We start from the raw sequence: 989 nt of genomic DNA, 5'->3' as shown, positions 1-989 counted from the left end.
GCCTCGGCCAGGCGCACGATCGCATCGGCATCCAGCGCCTTCTCGTGGCGCAGGCGGAACCAGTCGTCGGCGGCGTCCGGTTCTTGCCCATACGGCAGGTCGGTGCGCGCGCGATCGCCGACGAAGAACAGGTAGCCGAGCATCTCGACCGCATCGCGCTGCTGGCCTTCGCCGAGCAGCGCCGCCACCGGCACGCCCAGGTGCTGGCCGAGCAGGTCGAGGAAGGCCGACTCGATCGCCGTGACCGCATGGATGGTGGTGCGCAGGTCGAAGGTCTGCAGCCCGCGGCCGCCGCTGTCGCGGTCGGCAAAGCCCTGCTGCACGCGCTGCAGCACCTGCTGGTGGTTGCCGATCGGCTGGCCGACGACGAGCGGCGCCGCGTCTTCGAGCGTCTGGCGGATCTTCTCGCCGCCCGGCACCTCGCCGACGCCGGTGCGGCCGTCGCTGTCGGTCAGGATCAGCAGGTTGCGGGTGAAGAACGGGCCATGCGCGCCGCTCAGGTTCAGCAGCATGTCGTCGCGGCCGGCGACGGGGATCGCGCGCAGCGCGGTGATGGTGGGTGTGCTCATGGATCAGTCAGTCTGCAGAGATTCGTTCAGGGGTCGCTTCCTAGATTGTTAACGTTAACAATACGCGCTGGCGACCGCCCGTGGCATACGGGTTTACCCGATCAACTGCTGGCCCGTTCGACCAGCGAGAAGCCGACGTCGATCACGCGCGAGGGCAGCGCCTCGCCGCCGGCGCGCGTGACGATGCATTGCGCCGCGAGGTCGCCGATCTGCCGCGGGTCGACGCGCACGCTGCTCAGCGCCGGTTCGAGGTCGGCCGCGAAGTTCAGGTCGCCGAAGCCGACCACGGCCAGTTGCGCCGGCACGTCGATGCCGCTGGCGCGTGCCTCGGTCAGCACGCCGAGCGCCAGCAGGTCGGAGCTGCAGAACACCGCGTCGACCTGCGGCTGCGCGCGCAGCAGCTCGCGCAATGCGCTGCGG

The 989-nt window shown here is 70.2% G+C and carries 2 protein-coding genes; both read right to left on the bottom strand.

What is annotated here, in order from left to right; genetic code table 11:
• Nucleotides 1-569: enolase-like domain-containing protein (locus AC1D01_RS36405; RefSeq protein ID WP_477874635.1), on the bottom strand; the 569-nt coding region annotated here is incomplete at its 3' end.
• Between the two features lie 101 nt (nt 570-670).
• On the bottom strand, nt 671-989 hold a 319-nt coding region (locus AC1D01_RS36400), incomplete at its 5' end, for a substrate-binding domain-containing protein (RefSeq protein ID WP_477874633.1).

It is taken from the genome of Rhizobacter sp. P3_B12, from assembly GCF_056402895.1.
Note: the sequence above shows the minus strand (reverse complement) of the source record. Positions and strands in the feature narration are given on the sequence as shown.